General features: G+C 74.2%; 19 protein-coding genes and 1 tRNA gene. 16 read left to right on the top strand and 4 right to left on the bottom strand.

The window, feature by feature from the left end; all coding sequences use genetic code 11:
- The first annotated feature begins 87 nt into the window (after positions 1-87).
- The 4 genes from rsmI to K336_RS0108730 are packed head-to-tail and all read left to right on the top strand — an operon-like array spanning position 88 to position 3,806.
- Positions 88-954, top strand: a complete 867-nt coding sequence (rsmI, locus tag K336_RS0108745) for a 16S rRNA (cytidine(1402)-2'-O)-methyltransferase (protein WP_021797017.1) — start codon at positions 88-90, stop codon at positions 952-954.
- 50 nt (positions 955-1,004) lie between these two features.
- Positions 1,005-1,937 (top strand): TatD family hydrolase, encoded by a 933-nt coding sequence (locus K336_RS0108740; RefSeq protein WP_028706822.1) that lies wholly within the window; start codon positions 1,005-1,007, stop codon positions 1,935-1,937.
- 1 nt (position 1,938) lies between these two features.
- Positions 1,939-2,829 carry a 16S rRNA (adenine(1518)-N(6)/adenine(1519)-N(6))-dimethyltransferase RsmA gene (gene rsmA / locus K336_RS0108735; protein WP_028706821.1) on the top strand — a complete coding sequence of 297 codons (891 nt, stop codon included), beginning with the start codon at positions 1,939-1,941 and terminating at the stop codon, positions 2,827-2,829.
- The gene (locus K336_RS0108730) at positions 2,826-3,806 is read left to right on the top strand and encodes a 4-(cytidine 5'-diphospho)-2-C-methyl-D-erythritol kinase (RefSeq protein ID WP_051245561.1); all 981 of its coding nucleotides are present in this window, start codon (positions 2,826-2,828) and stop codon (positions 3,804-3,806) included. The genes rsmA and K336_RS0108730 overlap by 4 nt, the downstream gene beginning before the upstream one ends.
- 13 nt (positions 3,807-3,819) lie before the next feature.
- On the opposite strand, the gene K336_RS0108725 is transcribed toward K336_RS0108730, so the two are convergent.
- Positions 3,820-4,275 carry a MarR family winged helix-turn-helix transcriptional regulator gene (locus tag K336_RS0108725; RefSeq protein WP_021796565.1) on the bottom strand — a complete coding sequence of 152 codons (456 nt, stop codon included), beginning with the start codon at positions 4,273-4,275 and terminating at the stop codon, positions 3,820-3,822.
- A 51-nt stretch (positions 4,276-4,326) separates the two neighbouring features.
- Here K336_RS0108725 and K336_RS0108720 point away from each other — a divergent pair, with 51 nt between their 5' ends.
- Together K336_RS0108720 and K336_RS0108715 are read left to right on the top strand one after the other, a co-directional pair.
- Positions 4,327-4,698: a VOC family protein gene (locus K336_RS0108720; RefSeq protein ID WP_021796566.1), complete on the top strand. Its 372-nt coding sequence runs from the start codon at positions 4,327-4,329 to the stop codon at positions 4,696-4,698.
- Positions 4,699-4,924: 226 nt separating this feature from the next.
- On the top strand, positions 4,925-5,452 hold the full coding sequence (locus K336_RS0108715) for a MarR family winged helix-turn-helix transcriptional regulator (protein WP_233418747.1): 528 nt from the start codon (positions 4,925-4,927) through the stop codon (positions 5,450-5,452).
- On the opposite strand, the gene K336_RS0108710 is transcribed toward K336_RS0108715, so the two are convergent.
- The 3 genes from K336_RS0108710 to pyrB all read right to left on the bottom strand — a co-directional run bounded on the left by K336_RS0108710 (position 5,449) and on the right by pyrB (position 8,468).
- The gene (locus K336_RS0108710; protein ID WP_028706816.1) at positions 5,449-6,543 is read right to left on the bottom strand and encodes a DUF2330 domain-containing protein; all 1,095 of its coding nucleotides are present in this window, start codon (positions 6,541-6,543) and stop codon (positions 5,449-5,451) included. The genes K336_RS0108715 and K336_RS0108710 overlap by 4 nt on opposite strands.
- A gap of 169 nt (positions 6,544-6,712) precedes the next feature.
- Complete coding sequence (locus K336_RS0108705) at positions 6,713-7,324, bottom strand: TetR/AcrR family transcriptional regulator (RefSeq protein ID WP_028706815.1); 612 nt, start codon at positions 7,322-7,324, stop codon at positions 6,713-6,715.
- A gap of 97 nt (positions 7,325-7,421) precedes the next feature.
- Positions 7,422-8,468 carry an aspartate carbamoyltransferase gene (pyrB, locus tag K336_RS0108700; RefSeq protein WP_021796567.1) on the bottom strand — a complete coding sequence of 349 codons (1,047 nt, stop codon included), beginning with the start codon at positions 8,466-8,468 and terminating at the stop codon, positions 7,422-7,424.
- A gap of 107 nt (positions 8,469-8,575) precedes the next feature.
- Between pyrB and K336_RS0108695 the strand changes: the two genes are divergently transcribed.
- The 10 genes from K336_RS0108695 to K336_RS0108650 all read left to right on the top strand — a co-directional run bounded on the left by K336_RS0108695 (position 8,576) and on the right by K336_RS0108650 (position 20,599).
- Positions 8,576-8,654 (top strand) — tRNA-Gln (locus K336_RS0108695).
- Between the two features lie 108 nt (positions 8,655-8,762).
- A complete protein-coding gene (gene glmU, locus K336_RS0108690; protein ID WP_021796564.1) occupies positions 8,763-10,304 on the top strand; it encodes a bifunctional UDP-N-acetylglucosamine diphosphorylase/glucosamine-1-phosphate N-acetyltransferase GlmU in 1,542 nt (513 codons plus the stop codon).
- 55 nt (positions 10,305-10,359) lie between these two features.
- On the top strand, positions 10,360-11,346 hold the full coding sequence (locus tag K336_RS0108685) for a ribose-phosphate diphosphokinase (protein ID WP_021796562.1): 987 nt from the start codon (positions 10,360-10,362) through the stop codon (positions 11,344-11,346).
- Positions 11,347-11,544: 198 nt separating this feature from the next.
- Positions 11,545-12,159, top strand: coding sequence for a 50S ribosomal protein L25/general stress protein Ctc (locus K336_RS0108680; protein WP_021796560.1), 615 nt, complete (start codon positions 11,545-11,547; stop codon positions 12,157-12,159).
- 151 nt (positions 12,160-12,310) lie between these two features.
- Positions 12,311-12,901 carry an aminoacyl-tRNA hydrolase gene (pth, locus tag K336_RS0108675; protein ID WP_028706812.1) on the top strand — a complete coding sequence of 197 codons (591 nt, stop codon included), beginning with the start codon at positions 12,311-12,313 and terminating at the stop codon, positions 12,899-12,901.
- A gap of 7 nt (positions 12,902-12,908) precedes the next feature.
- Positions 12,909-14,312, top strand: coding sequence for an amino acid permease (locus tag K336_RS0108670; RefSeq protein ID WP_051245560.1), 1,404 nt, complete (start codon positions 12,909-12,911; stop codon positions 14,310-14,312).
- On the top strand, positions 14,305-15,684 hold the full coding sequence (locus K336_RS0108665) for an amino acid permease (RefSeq protein ID WP_028706810.1): 1,380 nt from the start codon (positions 14,305-14,307) through the stop codon (positions 15,682-15,684). The genes K336_RS0108670 and K336_RS0108665 overlap by 8 nt, the downstream gene beginning before the upstream one ends.
- Positions 15,681-19,286 (top strand): transcription-repair coupling factor, encoded by a 3,606-nt coding sequence (gene mfd, locus K336_RS0108660; RefSeq protein ID WP_051245559.1) that lies wholly within the window; start codon positions 15,681-15,683, stop codon positions 19,284-19,286. The genes K336_RS0108665 and mfd overlap by 4 nt, the downstream gene beginning before the upstream one ends.
- A gap of 120 nt (positions 19,287-19,406) precedes the next feature.
- Positions 19,407-19,943 carry a hypothetical protein gene (locus K336_RS0108655; RefSeq protein ID WP_021798735.1) on the top strand — a complete coding sequence of 179 codons (537 nt, stop codon included), beginning with the start codon at positions 19,407-19,409 and terminating at the stop codon, positions 19,941-19,943.
- On the top strand, positions 19,943-20,599 hold the full coding sequence (locus tag K336_RS0108650) for a nucleoside triphosphate pyrophosphohydrolase (protein WP_021798731.1): 657 nt from the start codon (positions 19,943-19,945) through the stop codon (positions 20,597-20,599). Before K336_RS0108655 ends, K336_RS0108650 begins: the two co-directional genes overlap by 1 nt.
- The last annotated feature ends 3 nt before the right edge of the window (positions 20,600-20,602 follow it).

The following is a 20,602-nucleotide window of genomic DNA, read 5'->3' as shown; positions in this document are numbered from 1 at the left end:
GGGGGCCCTCCGGCGGCCGCGACCGGCCCGCCCGTCCGGCGGTCGGCGACGCCGGGGGCGGCTATCGTCGGGGGCGTGAGTGAGCACATGAGCGGGTCCGCCGAGCGCCTCGTCGGGCCGGGCACCCTCGTCCTGGCCGGGACGCCCATCGGCGACGCCACCCAGGCCTCCCCGCAGCTGCGCCGGGCCCTCGCACAGGCCGACGTCATCGCCGCCGAGGACACCCGGCTGCTGCGCACGCTCCTGGCCCGCACCGGCGTCGAGACGGACGCCCGCATCGTCAGCTACTTCGAGGGCAACGAGGCCGAGCGCACCGGCCCGCTCCTCCGCGAGCTCGCCGACGGCGCGGTCGTCGTCGTGGCCACCGACGCCGGCATGCCGTCGGTCTCCGACCCGGGGTTCCGCCTCGTGCGGACCGCCGTCGACGCGGGCATCCGGGTGACGAGCGTGCCCGGCCCCTCCGCCGTGACGACCGCCCTCGCCGTCTCGGGCCTGGCCTGCGACCGCTTCTGCTTCGAGGGTTTCCTGCCGCGCGCCGCCGGCCCGCGGCGCAGGCGCCTGGCCGTCCTGGCGGCCGAGGAGCGCACCATGGTCCTCTTCGAGGCCCCGCACCGGCTCGCCGGCTTCCTCTCCGACGCCGCGGACGCCCTCGGCGCCGACCGCCCCGGCGTCCTGTGCCGCGAACTCACCAAGCCCTGGGAGGAGATCATCCGCGGGCCCCTCGCCGAGCTGCGCGACTGGGCCGCCGAGCACGCCCGCGGGGAGACGACGATCGTCATCGCGGGCCGTCCCGCCGACCCCGACGGCGGTCTCGACGAGGCCCTCGTCCGGGTGGACGAGCGCATCGACGCCGGCGAGCGCCTCAGCGAGGCCGTCGGGCGGGTCGCCGCCGAGACCGGCGTCCGCAGGAGGACCCTCTACGAGGCCGCCCTGGCCTCCCGGAACGGTTCGTGAGCGGCTGGCCCCGGCGCGGCGCCGACGAGCGGGTGCGCGACAATGGCCCCGTGAACCCCGCCGAGATCGCCGCCGAGTTGGCGCGCCTGGACCTGCCGTCGATGCCGGCGCCGCTGCCCGGGCGCTGCATCGACGACCACACCCATGTCGACTCGACGGCCGACCGCTCGGGGCTGGACGCCGAGCTCAACCTCGCCGCGGCGGCCGCCGTCGGCGTCGACCGCCTCGTCCAGGTGGGCTGCGACCTCGATGCCTCGCGCTGGGCCGTCCGCTTCGCCGCCGACCACGAGCAGGTCGCCGCCGCCGTGGCGATCCACCCCAACGACGCGGCCCGACTGGCCGCCGCGGCCGGCGTCGACGGGCTCGACGACGGGATCGACCGGATCGCCGAGCTGGCCGTCGCGCACGAGCGGGTCCGCGCCGTCGGCGAGACCGGGCTGGACTACTTCCGCACCCGCGACGAGGCCGGCCGGGCTGTGCAGCGCCGGGCCTTCGCCCGCCACGTCCGGATCGCGCACGACACCGGCCGCACCCTCGTCATCCACGACCGCGACGCCCACGCCGACGTCCTGCGCGTGCTCGACGAGCAGGGATGGCCCGAGCGCACCGTCCTGCACTGCTTCAGCGGCGACGCCGACTTCGCCCGCGCCGCCCTGGCGGGGGGCGCAGGCCGCCGGGACGTCTGGCTCAGCTTCGGCGGGGCCGTCACCTTCAAGCCCAACACCGCCCTGCGCGAGGCCCTGGCCGTCACGCCGCCCGACCGCCTCCTCGTCGAGACCGACGCCCCCTATCTCACGCCCGTGCCGCTGCGCGGCCGCCCCAATGCGCCCTACCTGCTGCCCGTCACGGTGCGCTTCGTCGCCGGGGCGAGGGGCGTCGACGTCGACGACGAGCAGGCGCTGGGGCGGTTCTGCGACCGGCTCACCGCCAACACCCTCGCCGCCTACGGGCCCTGGGGCGCCCGTGCGGGGCGAGGGGCCTGAGATGGCCGCGCTGCTGGACCCCCGCTCGGTCCGCGCCGCCGCCGAACGGCTCGGGCTGCGCCCCGCGAAGGCGCTCGGTCAGAACTTCGTCGTCGACGCCAACACGGTGCGCCGCATCGTCGCCCTCGGCGGCGTGGACGACGGCGACACCGTCCTCGAGATCGGTCCCGGTCTCGGCTCGCTCACCCTCGGGCTGCTCGCCACGGGCGCCTCGGTGACTGCCGTCGAGATCGACCGGCGCCTGGCCGGGCAGCTGCCGGCGACCGTCGCCGAGCACCAGCCGCAGGCGGCCGGCCGCCTGCGGGTCGTCGCCTCGGACGCCCTCGCGCTCACCGGGATCCCCGGCCCGGCGCCCACCCGGCTCGTCGCGAACCTGCCCTACAACGTCGCGGTCCCCGTGCTCCTCCACGTGCTCGCACTGTCGCGATCCTGGCGGGCGGGCCTGGTCATGGTCCAGCTCGAGGTGGCCGAGCGCCTCGCCGCCGCCCCCGGGTCGAGGGTCTACGGGGCCCCCAGCGCCAAACTCGCCTGGTACGGCACGGCGCGGCGCGCCGGCACCGTGCCGCCCGGCGTCTTCTGGCCGGTGCCGCGGGTCGACTCCGGTCTGGTCCGGATCTCCCGGGGCGGGCCGCCTGCCTCCGGAGCCACCCGGGAGCAGGTGTTCGCCGTCGTGGACGCGGCCTTCGCCCAGCGCCGCAAGATGCTGCGCTCGGCCCTGTCGGGGCTCGCCGGCGGCTCGGCCGCCGCCGCGGCGGCCATCGGGGCGGCCGGCCTCGACCCGACCGCCCGCGGCGAGCAGCTCCCCATCGGGGACTTCGCGGCGATCGCCGAGCGGCTCGTCGCCGCCGGCTGGGCCGGTCCCGCCCGCGCCGGGGAGGAGCCCGCGCCATGAGCGGCGCGTCCCGGGGCGCACCGACCCCCCGGCCGCGCCCGGAGGCTCGGCGGGTGCGGGTCGGAGCCCCCGCCAAGATCAACCTGACGCTGCGCGTCGCCGCCCGGGGCGAGGACGGCTACCACCGGCTCTCGACCGTCTTCCACGCCGTCTCCCTCGGCGACCGGATGCGCCTCACCGACCGGCCCGGGCGCATCAGCGTCGTCACCCGCGGCGAGCACGCCCGCCACGTCGCCGACGACGAGACGAACCTCGCCGTCCGCGCGGCGAGGGCCGTCCGGGACCGTTTCGGCGGCCCCCGGATGGGCGCCCACCTCGAGATCGAGAAGGACATCCCCGTCGCCGGCGGGATGGCCGGGGGCTCCGCCGACTGCGCGGCCGCCCTCGTCGGCGCCGTCCGCCTGTGGGGCCTCGACGTGGGCGACGCGGAGCTCTTCGAGCTCGCCGCCGAGCTCGGCTCGGACGTCCCCTTCGCGCTGCTCGGCGGCACGGCCCTCGGCGCCGGCCGCGGCGAGCGGCTCGAGCCCCTCGAGTGCGCCGGCACCCTGCACTGGGCGCTGGCCGTCGCCCGCCGGGGCCTGTCGACGCCCACCGTCTACCACCGCTTCGACGAGCGCGTCGCCGCCGGGACGAGCACCCCGATGGACGCCGGGCGGGGTCGGCCCGGCGAGCTCATCGGGGCCCTGGCCCGCGGCGACGCGGCGACCGTCGCGGGCCTGCTCGTCAACGACCTGCAGCCGGCGGCCCTGGACCTCTACCCGGGGCTCGCCGCGACCCTGGAGCTCGGCCGGGCCGCCGGGGCCCTGGCGGGGATCGTCTCGGGCTCGGGCCCCACCTGCGCCTTCCTGTGCGCCGACGGGGACGCCGCTCGCGCCGTCGCCGCCGTGCTCGGCCCCTCTCCCGAGGTGACCGCCGTGCGCACCGCCACGGGCGCGGCGCCCGGCGCCCTGGGCCCTGTCGGCGGCGACCCCCGCTGATGCCGGCGCCGCTCTAGTCCTCCAGCGCCTCGGCGCACCGGACGGGCGCCTCGTGCAGCGCGCGGCGCTGGCCCACGGTGAGCCCGGAGACCATCCGCTGCTCGATCTCGCCGATGCGCTCCGAGGCCAGGTCCAGGAGCCGCCGCCCATCGGGGGTGAGCTCGACGGGGAGCGCCCGTCCGCCGGAGGGGCGCTCCGCCCGCGCCACGGGTCCGCGGGACTGGAGTCCCCGGAGGAGCTCGCTCATCGTCTGCCTGGTCACGAAGGCGCCGCGGGCCGGCTCCGAGCTGGACGTCGCCGGCGTGCGGGCGAGGAGCTCGAGGCAGACGTACCGCGGGGTCGTGGGTCCCAACGGGCGCAGCGCCTCGTCCATCCGCGAGCGCAGGACCGCCCGGGTCTGCTTCAGGCGGTAACCGACCAGGTTCTCGAGTCCGGGTTCTCCTCGATTCGTGTGAGCATCCCGACGCACCGGGGCGAACAGATGTCAGAACCCCGACATTCATTCACGAGAAGGAGGTCCATGCCCATGACAGTGACAGGTCCTGATTCCATCGCTCTCCAGGTGCGCGATCCGGAGCGCTCCGCACAGTTCTACGAGACCGTGCTCGGCCTTCGCCGCGCCCCGAGGGCTCCATCCGGTGCCGTGGCGCTCGCCGGTTCGCCCGTTCCCTTCGCAGTGCGCGAGCCCCTGCCCGGTGTCGATCTCGACGAGGGGCGTCCCGGTCTCGGAGTCGCGCTGTGGATGCACTGCGACGGCGTGAAGGGGCTCCACGCCAGGCTCGTCGAGGCCGGTACCCCGATCCTGAACGGGCCCGCGGAGGGGCTCTTCGGCCTGGCGCCCGCCTTCGCCGACCCCGACGGCCATGCGGTGACCGTGCACGACCGGGGCTGAGCGGGACCGCCCCGGAGCCGCGTCGGCGGGGGCGACCGCGGCGGCTGCGCCGATCCCGACCCGAGGCGCGGCGCAACGGGGGCGGGGCATTCGTCCTCGCGGTGCTCGTGCTGCGGGAACGACCCGTGGAACGGGCGCCGGGGCGGCGCACGGCGTCCTGATGCCGATCCGCCGGGCTCTCGCGAGACCGCCCGTGAGCCGCCGGCGACTGCGGGAGAATACCCGTGTGAATCAGGACCGGATGGACGACGACCGGGGCGACGAGGACGAGGTCGACGAGCTGGTCGCGGACTGGCGCCGTGAGCGCCCCGAGCTGGACGTCTCCAGCCTCGAGATCTGGTCGCGCATCTCCCGCCTGGCCGCCATCCTCGTCAAGGAACGGGCCCGCGCCTACGCCGAGCACGACCTGACCGTCTGGGAGTTCGACGTCCTGTCGGCGCTGCGCAAGCTCGGCGCCCCGTACAGCGCCAGCGTCGGCCACCTCATCCGGGACAACCACGTCACGAGCGGCACCATGACGAACCGTCTCGACCGGCTGGCCGGGCGCGGCATGATCACCCGGCACGCCGACCCGCACGACCTGCGCAGTAGGACCATCGAGCTCACCCCGCTCGGTCTCGAGCGCGTCGACGCGGCCATCGAGAGCCTCGTCGCGGTGGAGTCGCGCATGCTCGACGGCCTGGCCGTCGACCGCGACCAGCTCGTCCGGCAGCTGCGCGTGCTGCTGACCGTTCGCCGTGAGGGGCCGCGTTAGCGTCCGGCCCCGCGCCTCCTCGTGCTCACCGCGACGGTGATCACGACGGGGACGAGGACTGCGGCGAGCCCGAGCGTCACGAGGATCGCCAGCCCCAGGTGCTCCCCGGGCGAGGTGTCGATCACGGTGTTCACGCGCTGGTACGGCGAGTCGGAGGCGGCCCGGGCGAAGGTGTAGTCGTCCGTGATGGACCCGGGGCTCAGCCGGCCCCCGTAGGTGCTCAGCCAGACCTGGTCCGAGCCGTCGAAACCGGTCTCCAGCCCCGCGTCGGAGGCGCTCACCCGGCCGGAGAAGAGCAGCTCGAGCGGCTCGGCGGGGGCGGCCTGCCGGCTGATGTCCATCTGGTGGGCGGCCACGACGTGCAGACGCACCCGCTGGTCCGTGGCGGCCATCGAGCTCAGCCGGATCGGGTAGACCGGCTCGGTCGTGTCGAAGCTCAGGCTCATCGGCGGCAGGGCCCCGTCGAAGCTCTCGTCGGCCGCCTGCGGGGTCAGCCTCACCGCGAGGATGCGCCAGCCCTGGTCCAGATAGTCCTGGAAGGGCCCGACCAGGTCGGAGCGATCGGGGTAGCCGTTGTCGACCAGCCAGGTGGTGAGCGCGCCCGCGTCGTCGCCGGACAGGGTCACCACGTCGAAGGGGCCGACCGTCGTGCTCGACTCCACCTGCACCGCGTCGTCGGAATCGGACGCGGCGCCCGACCGGAGCGAGTCGGTGCCGGACAGTCTGGGGGTCCAGTCCTTCACGTGCTCGATGCGCGGGAGCGAGTCGTTGTACAGATCCACGATGGTGTCGGTGGAGCCCAGCCCGATGCCGGTGCCCGCCGGCGCCGGCATGATCCAGGCGACGTCGTCGGCGCCGGCGTCCATCGACATGACCATCGTGATGGTCTCGCGCGAGCCGTCCCAGGTCAGCGCGCTCGTCTCGCCGGTGACGTGGCTGTCGGCGGTGTCGATGACGGCCCCGCAGGCGCAGGCCACGGCCGGGCGGGGCACGAGCCACAGCGCGCCCGAGAGGGCCAGCACGAGGAGCAGTCGCAGCGCGGCGGTCGGGGTGCGTCGGAGCGCCCCCGGGCGGGGGGTCGTCGGGATCATGTCAGCACGATACCGGAGGGGCGCCGACCCTGCCCGGGGCCCGTCCACCCGCCCCGCGCGGTGCGGCCCATGGGGGGCGGGCGAGGTTCTGCTCGATCCGGGCAGTCACCCACCCCGCGCGGTGCGGCCCATGGACCGCCGCGCCACCGGCCGAGGCGCCACAGCCCGTCTACCCCCGCGCGGTGCGGCTCATGAGCTTCGGCGCGTGCTCCATGCTCGCGAGGCCGTTCCAGGCCAGGTTGACCAGCTCGGCGGCGACCCGCTCCTTGTCGGGCTCGCGGCGGTCGACCCAGGCCAGCCCGGCCGAGCCGACCATGCCCACCAGCCCGTGCGCGTAGACGCCGGCGAGCGCGGGGTCGTAGCCGCGGCGCACGAGCGGGGGGCGCAGGAGGTCCTCGACCTTGTCGGCGATGTGGTCGAGGATGAGGGCGAACGATCCGCTCGTGGAGCCGACGGGGGAGTCGCGGGAGATGATGCGGAAGCCCTCGGGCCGCTCGTCGATGTAGCTGAGCAGGGCGATCGTGCCGCGCTCGATCACCGCGCGGTAGCTCGTCGACGGCTTGGCGATGGCGGCCATGATCGCGTCGTCGAGGGTGCGCAGCTCGCGGTCGGTGACGACCGCGTAGAGGCCCTCCTTCGAGCCGAAGTGCTCGTAGACGACCGGCTTGCTCACCCCGGCGTGCGAGGCGATCTCCTCGACGCTCGCGCCGTCGAAGCCGCGCTCGGCGAAGAGCGCGCGGGCCACGCCCAGCAGCTGCTCGTGGCGCTCACTGCTGCTCATCCGCATGCGCCTGCGGCCCGGTTCGGCGCGACTCATGGGTCGAAGTCTACGGGCGGGCCGACGCCGGGGGCGGTGGGAGAGGCCGGCGCGGGCGGGGTCACTTCGTGCTCAGCCAGCTCGCCGGGCGCAGGTCGTCGAGCACGCGGTCGGCGACGCCGAGGGTGGTCGAGAAGATCGCCATGCGGATGAGCAGGCCGTTGTCGGTCTGGTGGAAGACCGCCAGGCCGGGCCAGCCGTCGACGTCGGGCGACAGGTCGAAGGAGTTGTGCCGGGAGTCGCGCGGCAGCGGGTGCATGATGATCGACTCGGGGCGGGCCGCCTCGTCGAGGATGGCGCGGTTGAGCAGATCGCCGGTCAGGTGGACCCGCTGCTCGTCCTCCTCCGAGAGGCGCTCCTTCTGCACACGGGTGCAGTAGATGACGTCGGCCGGGGCGATGGCCTCCTGCACCGAGTCGCACTCGACGATCGCATTGCCGCCGGCGTGGACCAGGTCGAAGAACTCGGTCGGCAGGGCCAGGGCCGGCGGGCCGAAGACCCGGAAGCTCACGTTCTCGAACAGGCCGAGGATCGCCAGCAGCGAGTGCACCGTGCGGCCGTAGCGCAGGTCGCCGAGGACGGCGATCGTCGCGCCGTCGATCGACTTGCCGCGGGCGGCGAGCTCGGCGCGCATGGTGAAGACGTCGAGCAGCGACTGGCTGGGGTGCTCGCCCGAGCCGTCGCCGGCGTTGATGACGGGGACGACGGAGGCCTGCGCGAACCGGGCCACCGAGCCGGTGTCGGGGTGGCGCACGACGAGGGCGTCCGAGTAGCCCGAGACGACGCGGGCGGTGTCGTGGATCGACTCGCCCTTGGCCATCGAGCTGAAGGTGAAGCCGGTCGTCGAGACGACCGAGCCGCCGAGGCGGTGGAAGGCGGACTCGAAGGACAGGCGCGTGCGGGTGCTGGGCTCGAAGAAGAGGCTGCCGAGGTTCGCCCCCTCCAGGACGCGGCACACCCGCGTGCCGCGTCCGACGGGGCGCAGCGCCTCGGCGAGGTCGAGGAGGGCGCCGAGGGACGCGCGGTCCAGCTGGTTGACGCTCAGCAGGTGCTGGCCGGGGCCGAAGGGGGGAAGCGTGGAAGTGCTGGAAGGGTTGTCCGTGCTCACGGAACCCCAGCCTAGAGGATGGGCGGGCCGCCGCCGCGCCCGACGGGGCGTTCGACCCGCTCACCCGCCGGGCCCTACACTGGCAGCGGTCGCCGATGGGCGATCCTTCCCTGGTTGGTCTGCCGGCAGGGCCCGCCTGACTTTGAATCAGGATCAGCGACGCAGGTTCGACTCCTGCCCAGGGAGCGCGACGGCGCTCCGGTCGAGACGCCTCCGGCGGACGGCCGCGGGAGGCCGGCGCGGGCGGTCGTCGGGCCGTCCCCCACGAGTCGGGCCGGGGGCCCAGGAGGAATCATGTCCACTGATCCGCAGATCTTCCCGCAGGGCGCAGGCCGGCCGGACGGCGTCGGCGTCTCGGCGGTCATCGTGCTCGCCGCGGGCGGGGGCACCCGCATGAAGTCGCGCACCTCCAAGCTGCTGCACCGCGTGGCCGGGCGCCCCCTGCTGAGCTACGCCGTCCAGGCCGCCGGCTCCCTCGAACCCGACCGGCTCGTCGTCGTCGTCGGCCACGAGCGCGAGCAGGTGCAGGCCCACCTGGCCGAGTTCGCCCCCGAGGTCTCCATCGCCGTGCAGGAGCACCAGAACGGCACCGGCGACGCCGTGCGCGCCGGCCTGTCGGTGCTGCCCGACGACCTCGACGGCGTCGTCGTCGTCACCTACGGCGACGTGCCGATGCTCTCGGGCGCGACGCTGGCCGAGCTGGTCGCCGCCCACGAGGCGGAGGACAACGCCGTCACCGTCCTCACCGCCGTCGTGGACGACCCGACCGGCTACGGGCGCGTCGTCCGCTCCGGCGGGGCCGTCGAGCGCATCGTCGAGCAGCGAGACGCCTCGCCCGACGAGGCCGTCATCCGCGAGATCAACTCCGGCATCTACGTCTTCGACGCCGCCACCCTGCGCGAGGGCCTGTCCGGACTGACCTCCGACAACGCCCAGGGCGAGCTCTACCTCACCGACGTCATCGGTTTCGCCAACGCCGCCGGCCGCCGCGTCGGCGCCCACCGGATCGACGACGTCTGGCAGACCGAGGGCGTCAACGACCGCGTCCAGCTGGCGGCCATGAACGCCGAGATGAACCGGCGCATCTGCGAGCACTGGATGCGCGAGGGCGTCACCATCGCGGACCCCCGCACCACCTGGATCGAGGACGACGTCGCCCTCGAGCCCGACGTCACCCTGCTGCCCGGCACCCAGCTGCTGGGCGCCACGAGCGTCGCCGCCGGCGCCGTCGTCGGCCCCGACACGACGCTGCGCGACGTCGAGGTCGGCGAGAACGCCCACGTCATCCGCACCCACGGCGAGCTGGCCGTCATCGGCCCGAACGCCGACGTCGGCCCCTGGGCGCGGCTGCGTCCGGGCACCGAGCTGGGCGCCGGCGGCAAGATCGGCACCTTCGTCGAGACGAAGAACGCCCGCATCGGCGCCGGCTCCAAGGTGCCGCACCTGACCTACTGCGGCGACGCGATCCTCGGGGAGGGCGTCAACGTCGGCGCCGGCACGATCTTCGCCAACTACGACGGCGCCCACAAGTCCACGACGCACCTGGGCGACGACGTCTTCATCGGCTCGAACTCGGTGCTCGTCGCGCCGGTCGACATCGCCGACGGCGCCTTCATCGCGGCCGGCTCGGCCGTCACCCAGGACGTCCCCGCCGGCGCCCTGGGGGTGGCCCGCTCGCACCTGCACGTCTCGAACGGCTGGGTCGCCAGGACCCGCCCCGGCTCCAAGGCCGACCGGTCGGCGGCGGCCCACGAGGGTGGAATCCACCCGGCCGTCCAGGCGAGCCGTGATGTACTTGAGGCCGACGCCGCCGAGAAGGCCGAGGGCGGGCACTGAGCCCGGCCGGGGCCGGCGGCGCACGAGACAGTCGAGGGCGGGGGGAACCAACGGGATGACCGGGGTCAAGCGCAACGACGAGAAGCACCTGATGCTCTTCTCGGGCAGGGCGTATCCGGAGCTCGCCCGGCGGGTCGCCGACCTCATGGAGGTCGAGCTGGCGCCCCAGCGCCTCATCACCTACGCCAACTCCGAGATCTACGTGCGCTTCAACGAGTCGGTGCGCGGCTGCGACGCCTTCGTCATCCAGTCGCACCCGGCCCCCGTCAACGAGGCGATCATGGAGCAGCTCATCATGGTCGACGCCCTGCGCCGCGCCTCGGCCCGGCGCATCACCGTCGTCGCCCCCTGCTTCCCCTACGCCCGCCAGGACAAGAAGCACCTGGGCCGCGAGCCCATCTCGGCGCGCCTCATGGCCGACCTGTTCTCGGCGGCCGGCGCCGACCGCATCATGGCGGTCGACCTGCACGCCGCCCAGATCCAGGGCTTCTTCAACGGCCCCCTCGACCACCTCACCGGCCTGCCGGTGCTGGCCGACTACGTCGAGAAGAAGTACTCGGGCCAGGACATGGTCGTCGTGAGCCCCGACGCCGGCCGCGTGCGCCTCGCCGACCAGTGGAGCGACCGCCTGCACATCCCGCTGGCCATCATCCACAAGCGCCACGACCCGACGACCGCCAACGAGGTGAAGGTGCACGAGGTCGTCGGCGAGGTGGCGGGGCGCACCTGCCTGCTCGTCGACGACATGATCGACACGGCGGGCACCATCTGCCAGGCCGCGCAGGCCCTCATCGAGCACGGCGCCGCCAAGGTGATCGCCGCCGCCACCCACCCGATCCTGTCGGGCCCGGCCCAGGAGCGCCTCAACGCGACGCCGTTCGAGGAGATCGTCGTGACGAACACGCTGCCGCTGGCCGAGGGCGTCGACGTCCCGCGGATGACCCAGCTGTCGATCGCCCCGCTGCTGGCCCGCGCCATCACCGAGGTCTTCCGCGACGGCTCGGTGGCCAGCCTGTTCGCCGACGGGGGCGGGAACGCCTGAGCCCGGCCCGGCGGCTATACTTGCCCGCGTCGCTTGGCGAGGGCCGCAGGGCCGTGATCGACTGGCGCCCGGTCCCCTTCCGTGCGCGGTCGCGCACGACGCCTCCTCCTCGTCCATCCGGGCCACGCGTCCGGGGCGCCCGTCCCCGTGCCCGCGTGCAGATCACAGGCGCCCCGCGCCACGACGAAGGAGAACGAGATGGCCGAGATCATCCTCGACGCCGAAGAGCGCACCGAGTTCGGCAAGGGCGCGGCCCGCCGCATCCGCCGCGCCGACAAGGTCCCCGCGGTCCTGTACGGCCACGGCACGGAGCCGGTCCACCTGACCCTGCCGGGGCACGAGGCCCTGCTGGCCCTGCGCCAGGAGAACGCCCTGCTCACCGTGCGCGTCGCCGGCTCGGAGGACCGCCTGGCCCTGCCGAAGGAGGTCCAGCGCGATCCCATCAAGGGCTTCCTCCAGCACGTCGACCTGCTGCTCGTCACGCGCGGAGAGAAGGTGACCGTCGAGGTCCCGATCGAGTTCGTCGGCGTCCCGGCCCCCGGCGGCATCGTCAACGAGGAGCGCACCCACCTGGCCCTGCAGGCCGAGGCCACGAACATCCCGGCCCACGTCGAGGTCTCCGTCGAGGGCCTCCAGATCGGCGCCCAGGTCACCGCCGCCGAGATCGTCCTGCCCGCCGGCGCCGAGCTCGAGGACCCGGCCGACGCCCTCGTCCTGTCCGTGTCGGCCCCGGCCGCCGAGGAGCTGCCCGAGCCCGCCGAGGGCGAGGGCGACGAGGAGGCCGAGACCGAGGGCGAGCCCGAGGCCGAGTGAGCCCACGCCGCCCGTGACCGACGGGGGCGGGCCCGCTGCACGCGGGTCCCGCCCCTCGTCCTGTCCGCCCGTCCCCGCCCGGAGGCCGCGCGGGGCGACGGGCGGAGCGGAACGCGCGGGGCGGGTGGAGCACGCAGAACGAGGAGGCGCCATGACCTGGCTCGTGGCGGGCCTGGGCAATCCCGGCCCGCGGTACGTCTGGACGCGCCACAACGTCGGCTTCATGGTCGCCGACGAGCTGGCCCGTCGCGCGGGCGAGCGCTTCACCGCGCCGCGCGGCATGCACGCCGAGGTCGCCACGACGCGCATCGGCGCCGCGGGGATCGGCGTCCCCGGCGGCGAGGCGCTGCTCATCGTCAAGCCCCGCACCTTCATGAACGACTCGGGCCGGGCCGTCGGGCCCCTCGCCGAGTACCACCGCGTCGCGCCGGGCCACGTCATCGTCGTCCATGACGAGCTCGACCTCGACCCGGGCCGCATCCGCCTCAAGGCGGGCGGCGGCGGCAACGGCCACAACGGGCTGAGGTCCGTGCGCGCCCACCTGGGCACGGGCGGCTTCCTGCGGGTCCGCCTCGGCATCGGCCGGCCGCCGGGCCACCGGGCGGGCGCCGACCACGTGCTCGGCCGCGTCCCGCGGGGCGAGCGCGAGGACCTGGCCGTCACCGTCGGGCGGGCCGCCGACGCCGTCGAGGCGATCATCACCGCCGGCCTCGGGGCCGCGCAGAACCGGTACAACGACTGAGGAACCGATGTCATCGAGCAACGAGGCGGGCGGGCCCGGCGTCCGCGAGCTGCCGCAGGACGAGGGCCTGCGCCGCGGCCTCAAGAACCGCCACATCCAGCTCATCGCCCTGGGCGGGGCGATCGGGACGGGCCTGTTCTACGGCTCGTCCGAGTCGATCGGCCAGGCCGGCCCGGCCGTCATGATCTGCTATCTCGTCGGCGGGGCCGTCATCTTCCTCGTCATGCGCGCCCTCGGCGAGATGAGCGTCCACACCCCCACCTCGGGGGCCTTCAGCCAGTACGCCTACGAGTACTGGAGCCCGCGGGCGGGCTTCGTGTCGGGATGGAACTACTGGTTCAACTACATCGGCGTCCAGATGGCCGAGCTGACCGTCGTCGGCAAGTACGTGCAGTTCTGGCTCCCCGGCCTGCCCGCCTGGGTGAGCGCGGCCGTCTTCGTCGTCGTCATCACGGCCGTCAACCTCGTCACCGTGCGGGCCTACGGCGAGATCGAGTTCTGGCTCGCCCTCATCAAGGTCGTGGCGATCATCGCCATGATCGTCGGCGGCGTCCTCCTCGTCTGCACGGGCCTGGGCAACGGCGGGCGCCCGATCGGCCTGTCGAACATGTGGACGCACGGCGGCTTCTTCCCGAACGGCGTCCAGGGCATGCTCATGGGCCTGGTCGTCGTCATGTTCAGCTTCGGCGGCGTCGAGCTCATCGGCATCACCGCCGGCGAGGCCGACGACCCGCGCCGGACCATCCCGAAGGCCATCGACCAGGTGGTCGGCCGCATCCTCATCTTCTACGTCGGCACCGTCGCGGTCATCGTCGCGCTCTTCCCCTGGGACCGGCTCGGCAGCGCGGGCAGCCCGCTCGTGACGATCTTCTCCGGGCTGGGCATCGCCGGGGCGGCGCACATCCTCAACGTCGTCGTCCTCACCGCCGCCGTCTCGGCCTACAACTCCGGCCTCTACTCGAACGGCCGGATGCTCCACGCGCTGGCCCGTCAGGGCAACGCGCCGGCCCCCCTGGCCCGCACCAACCGCTTCGGCTCCCCGTGGCTCGGCATCCTCGTGTCCTCGGCCGTCACCGCCGTCGCCGTGCTGCTCACCTATCTGTTCCCCGACACGGTCTTCCTCTACGTCATGTCGGTGACGACGATCGCCGCCGTCATCAACTGGACGATGATCGTCATCACCGACATGCGCTTCCGGGCGCGCCTGCGGTCCCGCGGCGAGGCCCCGGCGGGCTTCGCGATGCCCGGCTTCCCGTGGACGAGCGCCCTCGTGCTCGCCTTCCTGGCGATGCTCGTCGTGCTCATGGCGTTCATCCCCAGCTACCGCGTCGCCCTGGTCGTCGGGCCGGTCTGGCTCGTCGTCCTGCTCGTGGCTCGCCGGATGAGGACGGGGGCGCGGAACCGTGGCTGAGCGGGGCTCCGGGGCGGGCCTGCGCCGAGGCCTGGGGAACCGTCACATCCAGTTCATCGCGCTGGGCGGGGCGATCGGGACGGGGCTGTTCTACGGCTCGTCCGAGTCGATCGGCCAGGCCGGCCCGGCGGTCGTCGTGTGCTACCTCGTGGGCGGAGCCGTCATCTTCCTCATCATGCGGGCGCTCGGCGAGATGAGCGTCCACCGGCCCCGGCCCGGCTCGTTCAGCGCCTACGCCTACGAGTACTGGAGCCCCCGGGCCGGCTTCGTGGCCGGCTGGAACTACTGGTTCGACTACACGGTCGTGTCGATGGCCGAGCTGTCGGTCGTGGGGGAGTACGTCCAGTTCTGGGCCCCCCAGGTGCCCGCCTGGGTGAGCTCGGCGGTCTTCCTCGTGGTCGTCACGGCCGTCAACCTCGTGACGGTGAAGGCCTACGGCGAGGTCGAGTTCTGGCTGGCCCTCGTCAAGATCGTGGCCATCGGCGGCATGATCGTCGGCGGCCTGCTGCTCATCTGCACCGGCATCGGCGGCCCGCCGATCGGCGTCGCCAACCTGTGGGCGCACGGCGGCTTCGCCCCCCACGGCCTGCGCGGCGTCCTGCTGGGCCTGGTCGTCGTCATGTTCAGCTTCGGCGGCGTCGAGCTCATCGGCGTCACCGCCGGCGAGGCCGGCGACCCCGCCCGGACGATCCCCCGGGCGATCAACGGCGTCGTCGGCCGGATCCTCATCTTCTACGTCGGCACGATCGCCGTCATGGTGACCCTCCACCCGTGGGACCGGCTCGGCAGCGCGGGCAGCCCGCTCGTGACGATCTTCTCCGGGCTCGGCATCGCCGGGGCGGCGCACATCCTCAACGTCGTCGTCCTCACCGCCGCCGTCTCGGCGTTCAACTCGTTCCTCTACGCGAACGGCCGGATGCTCTACTCGCTGGCCCAGCAGGGCAACGCTCCCGATGCCCTGGCGAGCACCAACCGTCACGGCTCCCCGTGGCTCGGCGTGCTCGTCTCGGCCGCCTGCACGGGCACGACGGTGCTCCTCGACTACCTGTTCCCGGGCCGCGCCTTCGTCTACATCATGGCCGTCGCGACGATCTCCGTCGTCATCACCTGGGTGCTCATCCTCGTCACCCACCTGAAGTTCCGCGCCCGCCTCGCCGCCGACGGGCAGCGCTCCGACTTCCCCATGCCCGGCCACCCGGTCACCACGTGGATCGCGCTGGCCTTCCTGGCCGGCGTCGTCGCGCTCATGGCCCTCAGCCCCAGCTACCGCATCGCGCTCGTCGTCGGCCCGATCTGGGTGGCGCTGCTGCTCGTCGCCCACGAGCTGAGGCACCGCGTCGGCTCCGGGCGCCCGCCTAGGATTGACGGGTGAACCTCTCCGGTCTGCTCGACGCTGTCCTCTCCGACCCCGGGGCGGCCGATCTCCTCGCCCGGGCCCGGGCCGGGACGCGGACCCTCGACGTCACCGCCCCGGCGGCGGTGCGGCCGCTGCTCGTCGCCGGGCTCGCCGGTCGGACGGACCGGACCGTCCTCGTCGTCGCCTCCACCCTCCGCGAGTCCGAGCAGCTGCTCGACCAGCTGGCCGGGCTGCTCGGCGAGGAGGCTGTCGCCCACTACCCGGCCTGGGAGACCCTGCCCCACGAGCGCCTCAGTCCGCGCTCGGACACCGTCGGGCGGCGCCTCACGGTGCTGCGCCGCCTGGCCGGCGCCGACGGCGCCCCGGCGCCGCGGGTGGTCGTCGCGCCCGTCCGCGCCGTCCTCCAGCCCCAGGTCAAGGGCCTGTCGCGGCTGGCGCCCGTGCGGCTGCGGGCCGGCGCCGAGCACGACCCGGCCCGCCTCGAGGCCGAGCTCGTGGCGGCCGCCTACAATCGTGTCGACCTGGTCGAGCGTCGCGGCGAGTTCGCGGTGCGCGGCGGCATCGTCGACGTCTTCGACCCCACCCACGACCATCCGGTCCGCGTCGACTTCTTCGGCGACACCGTCGAGGAGATGCGCTTCTTCACCGTCGCCGATCAGCGCTCCATGGACGGGACCCTCGACGAGTTCACCGCCGTGCCCTGCCGCGAGCTGCTCATCACGCCCGAGGTCCGCGCCCGCGCCGCGGCCCTGGCCGGCGACCACCCCGAGCTGTCCGAGATGCTCGAGCGGATCGCCCAGGGCCAGGCGTGCGAGGGCATGGAGGCCCTCATCCCGGCCCTCGTGCCCGAGCTCGAGCTGCTGACCGACGCGATGCCCGCCGACACGATGGTCCTCGTCGCCGACCCGGAGCTCGTGCGCACCCGCGCCGACGAGCTCGTGCGCACGAGCCGGGAGTTCCTCCACGCCTCGTGGGCGGCCGCGGCCTCCGGCGGGCGCGCCCCCATCGACCTGGCCGCCTCGACCTACCGGGAGCTGGAGCAGGTGCGCGAGCACGTCCTCGACGGCGGCAGGTCCTGGTGGGGGCTGTCGGCCTTCGCCGGCTCGCCCGACGGCGCCGCCGGGCCCGGCGGGGAGGCGGGCCCGATCGGCCCGGGCGTCGAGCCCGTCGGCGCCTGGCACGGCGACACGGGGGCCGTCGTCGAGGCCGTCCGCGCCGACCTGGCGAGGGGCTGGCGCGTCGTCCTGTCCGTCGAGGGCCCCGGCCTGGCGCGGCGCATGCACGAGCTGCTCGCCGACAACGACATCGGCTCCCGCATCGCCGCCGAGCTCGCCGAGGAGCCGCCGCGCGGGCAGGCGACGATCATCACCTCGCCGCTGCGGAACGGGCTGCGCGTCCCGGCCGTCGAGCTGACCCTCATCGCCGGCGGCGACCTGTCGAGCCAGCCGCAGGCCGAGCACGGCTCCCGCCGCATGCCGGCCCGCCGCAGGAACCAGGTGCAGCCTCTCGAGCTGCGACCCGGCGACCCGCTCGTCCACGAGCAGCACGGCGTGGGGCGCTTCGTCGAGCTGACCCAGCGCGCCGTCGGTGGCGCCACCCGCGAGTACCTCGTCATCGAGTACGCCCCCTCGAAGCGGGGCAGGCCGGGCGACCGCCTCTACCTGCCGATGGACCAGCTCGACCAGGTCACCCGCTACGTCGGCGGCGAGGCGCCCGCCCTCGACAGGATGGGCGGCGCCGAGTGGCGCCAGCGCAAGAGCCGCGCGAAGCGGGCCGTGCGCCGGATCGCCGCGGGCCTCATCAAGCTCTACGCGGCCCGCCAGGCGACCCGCGGCCACGCCTTCGGGCCCGACACCCCCTGGCAGCGCGAGATGGAGGACGCCTTCCTCCACACCGAGACGCCCGACCAGCTGGCCTGCATCGACGACGTCAAGCACGACATGGAGCAGATCGTCCCGATGGACCGCCTGGTCAGCGGAGACGTCGGCTACGGCAAGACCGAGATCGCCGTGCGCGCCGCCTTCAAGGCCGTCCAGGACGGCAAGCAGGTGGCCGTCCTCGTGCCGACGACCCTGCTCGTCCAGCAGCACGCCCAGACCTTCGCCGACCGCTACGCCGGCTTCCCCGTCGTCGTCGAGCAGCTGAGCCGCTTCCAGTCCGACGAGCGGAGCGCCAGGACGATCGACGGCCTGGCGAGCGGCCGGGTCGACGTCGTCATCGGCACCCACCGGCTCCTGTCCGACCGGATCCGTTTCAAGGACCTCGGCCTCGTCATCATCGACGAGGAGCAGCGCTTCGGCGTCGAGCACAAGGAGGCCCTCAAGAAGCTGCGCGTGAACGTCGACGTCCTGTCGATGAGCGCGACCCCGATCCCCCGCACCCTCGAGATGGCGGTCACGGGCATCCGCGAGATGAGCACGATCGCCACCCCGCCCGAGGAGCGCCACCCGGTGCTCACCTTCGCCGGTCCCCACGACGAGGGCCAGGTGGTGGCCGCCGTCCGCCGCGAGCTCGCCCGCGAGGGCCAGGTCTTCCTCGTCCACAACCGGGTGCAGGACATCGACCGGGTCGCGGCCCGGCTGCGCGATCTCGTGCCGGAGGCGCGGGTGGCCGTCGCCCACGGCCAGATGAGCGAGAAGCAGCTCGAGAAGGTCATGGTCGACTTCTGGCAGCGCCGCGCCGACGTGCTCGTGTGCACGACGATCGTCGAGGCCGGCCTGGACGTCTCCACCGCGAACACCCTCATCGTCGACCGGGCCGACCGGATGGGCCTGTCGCAGCTGCACCAGCTGCGCGGGCGCGTCGGGCGGGGCCGCGAGCGCGGCTACGCCTACTTCCTCTACCCGCCCGAGAAGACGCTGACGGCCACCGCCCACGACCGGCTCGCCGCCCTGGCCGCCAACGCCGACCTGGGCGCCGGGATGGCCATCGCCATGAAGGACCTGGAGATCCGCGGCGCCGGCAATCTGCTCGGCGACGAGCAGTCCGGGCACATCGCCGACGTCGGCTTCGACCTGTACCTGCGCCTCGTGGGGGAGGCCGTCGCGGAGTTCAAGGCAGGCGGCCCCGTCGAGGCCGAGCAGCCGATGCGCATCGAGCTGCCCGTCGACGCGCACCTGCCCGTCGACTACGTGGACTCCGAGCGTCTGCGCCTCGACGTCTACAAGCGCATCGCCGAGGTGCGCTCGGAGCGGGAGCTCGACGAGCTGCGCGCCGAGCTCGTCGACCGCTACGGCCCGCCGCCCCGCCCGGCCGAGCTGCTGCTCTCCGTGGCCTCCTTCCGGCTGCTGTGCCGCGGAGTCGGCCTCACCGAGGTCGTCGCCCAGGGCAACCAGATCCGCTTCGCCCCGTTGGCGGGGCGAAGCGGTCCCGACGGCGCCGGGATCGCCCTGCCCGAGAGCCGGCAGCTGCGCCTGAACCGCCTCTACCCGGGCGCGGTCGTCAAGCACGCCGCGAACATGCTGCTCGTCCCGGCTCCCCGCACCGCGCCCATCGGCGGTCGCATGGTGACCGACGAGGAGCTCATCGCCTGGGCGGGCGACGTCGTCACCGCGATCCTCGCCCCCGACCCGCCGCGGACGGGCGGGGCGGGCGCCGGGGCCGACGGCAGCCGTTAGACTCGTGCCGACGGGGGCTCCGTCCGTCCCGGCCCGAGGCGACGAGACCGATCCCGTCCGACCCGCGGTGCCGGGCCGAATCCGCCCCGGCACCGAACCCAGCGCTGCAAGGAGACCCCGATGACCTCTCGTCGACTGCCCCGTCCGGTCCGTCTCGGCCTGCCGGCCCTGGCCCTCGCCCTGCTCGCCGGCTGCGCGCCCAGCGCCGGCACCGCGATGGTCGTCGACGGCCGGAGGGTCACCGAGGACCACCTCGACGCCCTCGCCGAGGGCTGCCGGACGGCCCTCGACGGGGCCGGCACGTCCGACCAGTACCCCGACGGCGAGGTGCGCCAGGCCGTCGCCTCCTGGGTCGCCCAGGGCCTCGTGGCGGACGCCCTCATCGAGCGGGCCAATGCGACGGTCTCGGACGCCGACCTCCAGAAGGCCCGCGCCGGTCTGCGCAACGCCGATCTCTTCACGAGCACCGCCGACTGCAGCGAGGCCTTCATGGGCATCGTCCGGCTCACCGCCTACGTCTCGCTGGAGGGCGAGCAGAGCGCCAGGGATCAGGCCTCCGGCCTCCGGATCGAGATCAACCCGCGCTACGGCGCCTGGGACGCCGACGAGCTCACCGTCATGGGCTCCGGCTCGCTGTCCGGGCGCAGCGAGGGCTGATGGCCGCCGGAGAGCGGGCCGACCGGGGCGACACCGGCGCGCGGGGCGCCCAGCTCGAGCGGCTCGTGCGGGTGGTCGACCGACTGCGCGCCGACTGCCCGTGGGACGCCGCCCAGACGCACCGCACCCTCGTCAAGCATCTCATCGAGGAGTCGGCCGAGCTCGTCGACGCGATCGAGGTCGGCTCGGACGACGACCTGCGCGAGGAGCTCGGCGACGTCCTCATGCAGGTGGTCCTCCACGCGAGGATCGCCGAGGAGGACGGCCTGTTCACCATCGACGACGTCGCCGCCGCGACCGCCGACAAGCTCATCGCCCGCCATCCGCACGTCTTCGCCGGCGAGGGCGTTCCGGAGGACCTGGACACGGCCTGGGAGCTGCGCAAGCGCGCCGTGAAGCACCGTGATTCGTGCCTGGACGGCATCGCCGGGTCCCTGCCGACGCTGGCCCGTGCCGCGAAGACCGCCCAGCGCCTCGACAACGGCGGCCCGGACGGGGTGCCGTTCGCGGCGGAGCCGATCACCTCCGTCGAGGCCGGCGTCCGGGTCCTGCGGCTCGTGCAGCGGGCCCAGGCCAGCGGCGTCGACATCGACCAGGCGGTCCGTGACGCCACCCGGGCCTGGGAGGACGAGATCCGCGCGGCGGAGGAGCCCTGACCG

Origin of the sequence: Propionibacterium acidifaciens DSM 21887 (genome assembly GCF_000426605.1) — a bacterium.
GTDB lineage: Bacteria > Actinomycetota > Actinomycetes > Propionibacteriales > Propionibacteriaceae > Propionibacterium > Propionibacterium acidifaciens.
Note: the sequence above shows the minus strand (reverse complement) of the source record. Positions and strands in the feature narration are given on the sequence as shown.

Excerpts from the sequence above, each read along its gene's own strand:
- rsmI (WP_021797017.1), top strand. The coding sequence starts at position 88 with ATGAGCGGGTCCGCCGAGCGCCTCGTCGGGCCGGGCACCCTCGTCCTG.
- rsmA (WP_028706821.1), top strand. The coding sequence starts at position 1,939 with ATGGCCGCGCTGCTGGACCCCCGCTCGGTCCGCGCCGCCGCCGAACGG.
- K336_RS0108730 (WP_051245561.1), top strand. The coding sequence starts at position 2,826 with ATGAGCGGCGCGTCCCGGGGCGCACCGACCCCCCGGCCGCGCCCGGAG.
- K336_RS0108720 (WP_021796566.1), top strand. The coding sequence starts at position 4,327 with ATGCCCATGACAGTGACAGGTCCTGATTCCATCGCTCTCCAGGTGCGC.
- K336_RS0108710 (WP_028706816.1), bottom strand. The coding sequence starts at position 6,543 with ATGATCCCGACGACCCCCCGCCCGGGGGCGCTCCGACGCACCCCGACC.
- K336_RS0108705 (WP_028706815.1), bottom strand. The coding sequence starts at position 7,324 with ATGAGCAGCAGTGAGCGCCACGAGCAGCTGCTGGGCGTGGCCCGCGCG.
- glmU (WP_021796564.1), top strand. The coding sequence starts at position 8,763 with ATGTCCACTGATCCGCAGATCTTCCCGCAGGGCGCAGGCCGGCCGGAC.
- K336_RS0108685 (WP_021796562.1), top strand. The coding sequence starts at position 10,360 with ATGACCGGGGTCAAGCGCAACGACGAGAAGCACCTGATGCTCTTCTCG.
- K336_RS0108680 (WP_021796560.1), top strand. The coding sequence starts at position 11,545 with ATGGCCGAGATCATCCTCGACGCCGAAGAGCGCACCGAGTTCGGCAAG.
- pth (WP_028706812.1), top strand. The coding sequence starts at position 12,311 with ATGACCTGGCTCGTGGCGGGCCTGGGCAATCCCGGCCCGCGGTACGTC.
- K336_RS0108670 (WP_051245560.1), top strand. The coding sequence starts at position 12,909 with ATGTCATCGAGCAACGAGGCGGGCGGGCCCGGCGTCCGCGAGCTGCCG.
- K336_RS0108655 (WP_021798735.1), top strand. The coding sequence starts at position 19,407 with ATGACCTCTCGTCGACTGCCCCGTCCGGTCCGTCTCGGCCTGCCGGCC.
- K336_RS0108650 (WP_021798731.1), top strand. The coding sequence starts at position 19,943 with ATGGCCGCCGGAGAGCGGGCCGACCGGGGCGACACCGGCGCGCGGGGC.